This window comes from uncultured Streptococcus sp., from assembly GCF_915066115.1.
Taxonomy (GTDB): domain Bacteria; phylum Bacillota; class Bacilli; order Lactobacillales; family Streptococcaceae; genus Streptococcus.
The window spans coordinates 1-8,011 of sequence record NZ_CAJZDT010000089.1 but is presented as its reverse complement, the minus strand read 5'-3'; the positions used below and the strand labels follow the sequence as shown (position 1 = coordinate 8,011).

The window sequence follows — 8,011 nt, the reverse complement described above, 5'->3', positions numbered from 1 at the left end:
CCGTGTTACCGCCGTGAAAAGGCGGTGTCTTAACCCCTTGACCAACGGACCTGAGCTGTTATTTTCAACTCTTACTATTATACAGACTTTTTCTAACTTGTCAACAACTTTTTTTATCTTTTTTCAAATTAAGTAAAAAGAGCCAGAATTATACTGACTCTTCTATTGATTATTAAACTTAGAAGCACGTTCTTCTCCCCACCAATATGGGATTAGTTCTGCGATTTTCACCGTCTTTCTTCTATCGTAGTCCATCATGAATTCTGCATCTTTATTTTCAGCATTAAGCTCTAAAAGGAATTCTCTACAGGCACCGCAAGGCATGGCTGAACTTCCACCATAAGGTGGTTTGTCTCGAAAAGCTAAGACTTTTTTAACTTTAGTTTGTCCCGAGAATTGATACATATTAAAGAGTGCCGCACGCTCTGCGCAGAGATGGAAAACACCACAGGTTCCCTCCATACAGAAACCTGTAAATATTTGTCCATCTTCTGCTTCTACTGCGGCTACGACATGGTTAGCATAAACAAAATCAGATACTTCATGTGGATTATATAATTTCTGTGCTTCTTCGTACATCTTTTCCCAGATGTCCATTATTACATCCTTCTTATTTAGAGATTTCTTTTAACATATTTTCGATATGCTGGATTGATTTTTTACGGCCTAACAAAAAGATCGTATCTGGCAATTCTGGACCATGCATTTCACCTGAAACAGCAATACGAATAGGCATGAAAAGATTTTTCCCTTTAATACCTGTTTCTTTTTGGACAGCTTTGATTTGTGGGAAGATATTTTCTGTCACAAATTCTGCATCTGTCATCGCTTCAAGTTTTGCTTTAAAGGCTTCAAGAACTGTTGGGACTGTTTCACCCGCCATGACTTCACGCTCTGCTTCGGTCAATTCTGGGAAATCTGAGAAGAAGAGATCTGTCAATGGGATAATCTCATCTACTGATTTCATTTGTGGTTTATATAGCTCAACTAATTTTTCAGCCTTGTCTGTCAATCGACCCGCTTCTTCTAGGAATGGTTTTGCCATTTCAAAGATGGTTTCAAGATCTGCATTCTTGATATAGTCATTGCTCATCCAGTCAAGTTTTTTCTGATCGAAGGCTGCAGGAGACTTGCTGAGGCGGTTTTCATCGAAAAGTTTAATCAATTCTTCACGAGAGAAAATCTCATCTTCGCCACCTGGGTTCCAACCAAGAAGAGCAATAAAGTTAAAGACTGCTTCTGGTAAATAACCTTTTTTACGGTAGTCTTCGATAAACTGAAGGGTGTTGGTGTCACGTTTAGACAATTTTTTCCCAGTTTCAGAGTTGATAATTAAGGTCATGTGACCGAACTCTGGAGCTTCCCAACCAAGTGCTTCATAAACCATAAGCTGTTTTGGTGTATTAGCAATGTGGTCATCTCCACGGATAACGTGAGAGATTTGCATATCGTGGTCATCGATAACAACGGCAAAGTTGTAAGTTGGGTAACCGTCTTTCTTTTGAATAACCCAGTCACCACCGATATTGCCACCTTCAAATTCGATATCACCTTTGACCATATCATGCCACTTGTAGATACCTGACTCATTAACAGCCAAACGAACCGTTGGGATGATCCCAGCAGCTTCACGTTCTGCGATGTAAGCTGCTTTTTCTTCTTCACTCATACCAAGGTATTCGTTGATGTAGCGTGGTGTTTCACCAGCTGCTTCTTGGCGTTCGCGTTCAGCTGCCAATTCTTCTTCTGTGACGTAAGATTTGTAGGCCTTTCCTTCAGCTAGCAATTGGTCGATGTATTTTTGATACAAGTCCAAACGTTCAGACTGGCGGTAGTTTTCATGTGTTTCTGGGCTTTCATCCCAATCCATTCCTAACCAACGAAGGTTTTCAAGCTGTGAACGTTCACCATCTTCGACATGGCGTTTACGATCAGTATCTTCGATACGGATAATAAAAGTTCCACCGTGATGACGTGCGTAAAGGTAGTTGAACAATGCTGTACGGGCATTTCCGATGTGTAGTAGTCCTGTTGGACTTGGTGCGTAACGTACGCGGATATCTTTTGACATAGTTTCTCCTATAAAGTATCTAGGCGTCTGCCTTTTTGCTCTCTATATTATATCACAAGTCTTGGCTGAGGCCAATTTCTATGGATAAAGAGAGTAAAAAGAGTGGACAAGCCACTCTTTTCTTCTATTATAGACGTGCGTTAAGTTCTTTGCTCAATTCTTCAAATCCTGGTTTTCCAAGAAGGGCAAACATGTTACGTTTGTAAGCTTCAACACCTGGTTGGTCAAATGGGTTGATAGCATTCAAGTAACCTGAAAGAGCGATAGCCAATTCGAAGAAGTAGATTGTGTAACCAAGAGTGAAAGCATCTTGCTCTGGAAGAGTCACGTACATGTTTGGTACATCACCATCTGTGTGGGCAAGAAGAACACCGTCAGTTGCTTTTTTGTTTACAAAGTCAACGTCTTTTCCTTGAAGGTAACCAAGTCCGTCAAGGTCTTCTTCCAAAGTAGGAATAATCACGTTTTTACGAGGTTTGTCAACACGGACAACTGTTTCAAACATGATACGAGTTCCTTCTTGGATAAATTGACCAAGTGAGTGCAAGTCAGTTGAGAAGTTGGCTGAAGTTGGGTAGATACCTTTTTGGTCTTTCCCTTCTGATTCACCAGCCAATTGTTTCCACCATTCTGAGAAGTATTGAAGTGATGGCTCATAGTTTACCAAGATTTCAGTTGCATAGCCTTTACGGTAAAGGATGTTACGAACGGCTGCGTATTGGTAAGCTTCGTTTTCAGAGATTTTATCTGAAGTGTAGTCTTTGCGAGCTGCGTTAGCACCTTCCATAAGGGCTTTGATGTCAGCTCCTGATGCTGCGATTGGAAGTAAACCAACGGCTGTCAATACTGAGAAGCGTCCACCGATATCATCTGGAACAACAAATGTTTCCCAACCGTTAGCGTCTGCTTCAACCTTAACAGCACCTTTTTGGCGGTCAGTTGTTGCATAGATACGTTTGTTAGCTTCTTCTTGACCGTATTTCTTAACCAAGAGTTCTTTGAAGACACGGAAAGCAATCGCTGGTTCAGTTGTTGTACCTGATTTAGAAATCACGTTTACTGAGAAGTCTTTGTCTGCAACATACTCTACCAAGTCAGCAAGGTAAGTAGATGAGATTGAGTTTCCTGCGTAAAGGATTTGTGGAGCTTTGCGTTCTTCTTTTGTTTGCAAGTTTGCAAAGTGGTGGTTCAAGAAGTCGATTGCTGCTTTGGCACCAAGGTAAGATCCACCGATACCGATCACAACCAAAACATCGCTGTCTGATTTGATTTGCTCAGCAGCTTTCAAGATGCGGTCAAATTCTTCGCGGTCATAGTTTTCAGGAAGGTCCAACCATCCCAAGAAGTCGCTACCAGCACCAGTTCCTTTACGGATCAATTTATCTGCTGCTGTTACTTGTGATTGCATGTATTCCACTTCATGTGGTGCAACAAATTTGTCTAAAACTTTTGAATAATCAAATTTAATATGTGACATGTTATTCCTCCAATATTTCTTCTTTTCTATCATAACGCTTACCTTCGTTTTTTTCAAGTTTTTTGTCGAATTTCTCCAATTTTTATCAGAATTCAAACGTTTGCGTAAAAATCCCACATTCCAAAAATTTTGAAAAAATAAAAGAAAGAACGACTAGATGTTCCAGTCGTTACAGTTCATTCAATAAATACTCAAATAATTCTAAATTGCCATCTTCTTCATTAACCAGAAACTCTGGATGCCACTGCAAACCAATAATGCGGTGCTCATCGATAGACTCAATCGCTTCGATGGTCTGGTCTCTTGGGTCAATAGCAGTTACACGGAAATTAGGTGCCAAATCTTTAATACTCTGACGATGAACGGAATTAACTTGACTTTCTTTTCCAAATAACTTAGCCACCACACTTCCTTCTACTGTCTCAATAGAATGAGATGTCCCGAAAGGTAGTCCTTGCCAGTGGCCTTCGATTTCTTGATTGAGAGTTCCCCCAAAGGCAACATTGACAAGTTGGACACCGCGACAGATTGCCATGATTGGTTTATTCTGACGAAGCGCTTCTTTCAAGAGCGCCAATTCAAATTCGTCACGCACTAGGTTGTAATCATCACTCTCGATGGTCTTTTTCTCTCCATAAAACTGAGGATGGACATTTTGACCGCCTGTCAAGATAAGTTTGTCAATCATTTCTACATAATCGCGAACAACTGACTCATCACCAACAGGAATGACTAAAGGGAGACCACCGACTTGACGAATGCTCTCTGCGAATCTACAAGATACAGATGAATGAATGTTTTTGCCCTCTGCGTCTACGGGACATAGATTTGCAGCAACTCCTACAACCGTTCTAGCCATGATGCCTCTCCTTTCGAATGTTAACGATAGTCTTATCATATCACTCAAAATGACTTTCGTCTAATATGTTTTTTTTAAGGCTGTGATAAATATTTTTTATAGACAAGAAAAAGCTGCCCACATAGGACAACTTTTTTCTTATTCAAAGACAAATTGATTGTGATAGAGTTCTGAGTAGAATCCACCTAGTTTCAAGAGTTCATGGTGATTACCACGTTCAATGACTTCTCCATCTTTAAGAACGATAATCTGGTCTGCATTGAGAATTGTTTTCAAGCGATGGGCAATGACGAAACTGGTTCTACCTGCTACAACCGCCTCCATGGCATGCTGAATCTTGCTTTCTGTCACCGTATCTACGTTTGAGGTGGCTTCATCGAGAATGAGAACTTCTGGATCTGTCATTAGGGTTCGAGCGATAGAAATTAATTGCTTTTGCCCTGTTGAGAAGATGCTCTGATCATCATCGATAAGAGTGTCGTATTTATCGGGTAAACTTTCGATATAGTCGTGAATGTGGGTTGCCTTGGCTGCTGCCTCAACCATTTCCTGACTGGCATCTGGCACACCGAAACGGATATTGTCTCGAATGGTTCCGCTAAACAAGACCGAATCTTGCAAGACAATTCCCACCTTGCTTCTGAGACTATCCAAGTCATAGTCACGAATGTCTTTGCCGTCAAAATAAATACCGCCAGCATCAACATCATAAAAGCGATTGATAAGATTCATAATAGTCGTTTTCCCTGAACCTGTCGGACCAACAACCGCTGTCATCTGGCCTTTCGGAGCGGAAATGCTGACATCTTTCAAAATCGGCTTGTCAGGCAAATATGAGAAATCAATATGACGGATTTCGACACCTTCTTGCAACTGAGTGAAGGTCGGAGCCTTTTCAGGTCGGATTTCTTCCTCTGCATCAAACATTTCCTGAATCCGCTCAGCCCCAGTAAAGGCTAACTGAAGGCTTCCCCAACTAGCCGCAACTTGAATAATAGGCTGGTAGTATTGCTGAGAAAATTGGGCAAACATAACAATCAGACCTAAAGCTATACTTGTTTCAATTGTCTTATCATTTAAAAGTACAGCTGAACCCGCAAAGATGACGATGGCTGTGTTAACCAGACTCATCCCATTCATGACAGGGAAAAGAATTCCTGAGAACATCCTTCCTTTAAAGGTTGCCTTGCGAACGCGCTCATTTTGTTCAAGAAATCCTGCCATCATATCCTCTTGAATTCCTTGAACAATGACAGCTTTTTGACCTGAGATACTCTCATCCATATAGGCATTGAGCTTCCCTACCTCTTTTTGCTGGAGGTTGGTGTACTTACGTGCCATTTTCACGATGAAAATCAGCATAAGGAAGGCTAATGGTGTGCTGGCAATGGTGATGAGGGCCAGCGTCACATTTCTCGAAAACATGACAAGAATCAGACCAATATATAGAACAATATTGCTCATAACCTGAATCAAGCTCTCGTTAAAGGCTTGGAGGATATTGTCCAAATCACTGGTAAAACGAGACAGGATATCCCCATCTTGTCGGCGGTCAAAGAAAGAAACCGTCAATCGCGCAAGCTTGCCAAAGAGGCCTTTGCGCATCTCGTTGGTAGACTCTGCAATCACGCGCGTCATGAGACACATGTATATGACACTGGAGATAAAGAGAACCAAAACCAGCAGACCAAGATTGACCATGATTCCTAATAGGCTTTGCCAAACAAGTTCTGGATTGCCATTTTGATAAGCTTGAACTAAATTGGCTAGTTGCGTTACCGCTTGTCCAGAAAAGACCGGAAAGAGGGCTTGGGCAAGAGTCGCTAGAACAATCATCAGGATGACAACTACAAATGATAGCTTATAGACTTTAAAATAATTCCAAAAAAATTGAACTGTCTTCATCTTACTCCTCCTTTCCTTTCTGTGTTTCATAGATTTCACGGTAAACGGCATTATTGGCAACCAAGTCTGCATGCGTACCTTGACCAATCAATCGTCCTTGATCTAGAACCAGAATTTTATCTGCATGAACAACCGAGCTAATCTTTTGAGCGATGATAATGGTTGTCGTCCCCTTCAGATCCTTATTCAAGGCTTCTTGCACCAGGCGCTCTGACTTGGCATCCAAGGCTGAGGTCGAATCGTCAAAAATCAGAATACGCGGATTGCTGACAATCCCACGCGCAATCGACATCCTTTGTTTTTGCCCACCTGAAAAATTTGTTCCCCGTTCCTCAACTGGACTTTCAAAGGTTTTCTCCATACGATGAATGAATTCGCTAGCCTGGGCAATATTGGCTGCGCGCTCCATTTCAAATAGAGTAGCATCTCCCTTACCCTGTCTCAAGTTATCAGCAATCGTTCCACTAAAGAGAATGGCACGTTGGAGAACGATGGAAACAGTTTTACGCAGAGTTCCTTCACTCACTTCTCGAATATCCTTGCCTCCGATTTTGATAGCTCCCTCCTGTGGGTCAAAGAGACGTGGAATCAATTGAGCCAAGGTTGATTTTCCTGCACCAGTCGCTCCAACTACACCAATCATTTGACCAGGTTCAATAGTAAAGCTCACATCTTTCAGCATTGGTTCCTTGTCCATTGGATAGGTAAAGGTTACATTTTCAAAGCTAAGGCTTCCAACCAACTCTTCATCTGGAACATCCTTGAAGGTCATAGCTGGCTCTGCGTCAAGAATTTCTCGAATCCGCCGCATGGAAATCATGGCGCGGCTGACAGAATTTCCCAAAAAACCAACCATAATGATAGTGAAAATAATCTGGCTCAGATAACCGATAAAAGAAGCGATAGAGCTAACCAGCCCTGGCTCCGCCTGAATCATGCCAGATAGAGTCCAGATAGCCAGGTAAACAGAGCTGTAGCCGACCAACATCATCATTGGCTCAATGATTGCGGCCATAGCGTTCGCTTGAGGTGCATTTAATGCATGATCTCCTACAAATCCATAAGCATCGTTTAAAAGAATCATAACACCTACAGAAAGTACAGCACAAAGAATAGTACCAACGATTTGCCATTGTTCCATTTTTTTAGGTGTAGCACCTGTCATATGTGCCACCTTAAGTTCAGACATAAAGTTACCAGCCATCCCAATAGTAGTACCAATAAAGGATGCCATCATGAGGACTGCAATCATACCGACCTTACCAGTCATACCTGCTGCGGTTAAGCATACAGCGGAGATAATAATCATAAAGATTGTCATACCTGAAACTGGTTCTGTACCTGTATAAGCGATGGAGCTAATCCCCACTACAGATAATAGGAATGACATAATAAGAACAATTAAGAACGCTACAATTGTTTGTCCAAAGCTTTCAGCATACATAAAATGGAAATATGCTGCAAATAAAACTGTACATAACAAGATGCCAGCACCAATCCAAGATGTAGGTACATCACGTTGTGTACGAAGCAAATTAACATCTACAGTTTTAGAACTAAAGATATCAAGCACTGCATTTTTAACAACATTTGCTACCACTTTAGACATTGTAATTAAACCAATAATGCCTGCCATAGCGAGCATGCCGATACCAATATGACGAACATAATCGAGGAATACCTTGCGAATTGGGCGCTT

The 8,011-nt window shown here is 41.5% G+C and carries 6 protein-coding genes; all 6 read right to left on the bottom strand.

Going from position 1 to position 8,011, the window contains the following annotated elements; genetic code table 11:
- Window positions 1-162: 162 nt before the first annotated feature.
- The gene (locus QZ565_RS06745) at window positions 163-597 is read right to left on the bottom strand and encodes a cytidine deaminase (protein ID WP_203213033.1); all 435 of its coding nucleotides are present in this window, start codon (window positions 595-597) and stop codon (window positions 163-165) included.
- Window positions 598-610: 13 nt separating this feature from the next.
- A complete protein-coding gene (gltX, locus tag QZ565_RS06740) occupies window positions 611-2,071 on the bottom strand; it encodes a glutamate--tRNA ligase (protein ID WP_203213034.1) in 1,461 nt (486 codons plus the stop codon).
- A 127-nt stretch (window positions 2,072-2,198) separates the two neighbouring features.
- Entirely contained in the window at window positions 2,199-3,548 is a 1,350-nt protein-coding gene (locus tag QZ565_RS06735; protein ID WP_295527319.1) for a glucose-6-phosphate isomerase, read from the bottom strand.
- 169 nt (window positions 3,549-3,717) lie between these two features.
- Window positions 3,718-4,407: a gamma-glutamyl-gamma-aminobutyrate hydrolase family protein gene (locus QZ565_RS06730; protein ID WP_000124770.1), complete on the bottom strand. Its 690-nt coding sequence runs from the start codon at window positions 4,405-4,407 to the stop codon at window positions 3,718-3,720.
- Window positions 4,408-4,545: 138 nt separating this feature from the next.
- Complete coding sequence (patB, locus tag QZ565_RS06725; protein WP_295527316.1) at window positions 4,546-6,312, bottom strand: multidrug efflux ABC transporter subunit PatB; 1,767 nt, start codon at window positions 6,310-6,312, stop codon at window positions 4,546-4,548.
- A 1-nt stretch (window position 6,313) separates the two neighbouring features.
- Window positions 6,314-8,002, bottom strand: a complete 1,689-nt coding sequence (locus QZ565_RS06720) for an ABC transporter ATP-binding protein (RefSeq protein WP_295527326.1) — start codon at window positions 8,000-8,002, stop codon at window positions 6,314-6,316.
- Between the last annotated feature and the right edge of the window lie 9 nt (window positions 8,003-8,011).

Coding starts and splice junctions, on each gene's coding strand:
- QZ565_RS06745 (WP_203213033.1), bottom strand. CDS start 597: ATGGACATCTGGGAAAAGATGTACGAAGAAGCACAGAAATTATATAAT.
- gltX (WP_203213034.1), bottom strand. CDS start 2,071: ATGTCAAAAGATATCCGCGTACGTTACGCACCAAGTCCAACAGGACTA.
- QZ565_RS06735 (WP_295527319.1), bottom strand. CDS start 3,548: ATGTCACATATTAAATTTGATTATTCAAAAGTTTTAGACAAATTTGTT.
- QZ565_RS06730 (WP_000124770.1), bottom strand. CDS start 4,407: ATGGCTAGAACGGTTGTAGGAGTTGCTGCAAATCTATGTCCCGTAGAC.
- patB (WP_295527316.1), bottom strand. CDS start 6,312: ATGAAGACAGTTCAATTTTTTTGGAATTATTTTAAAGTCTATAAGCTA.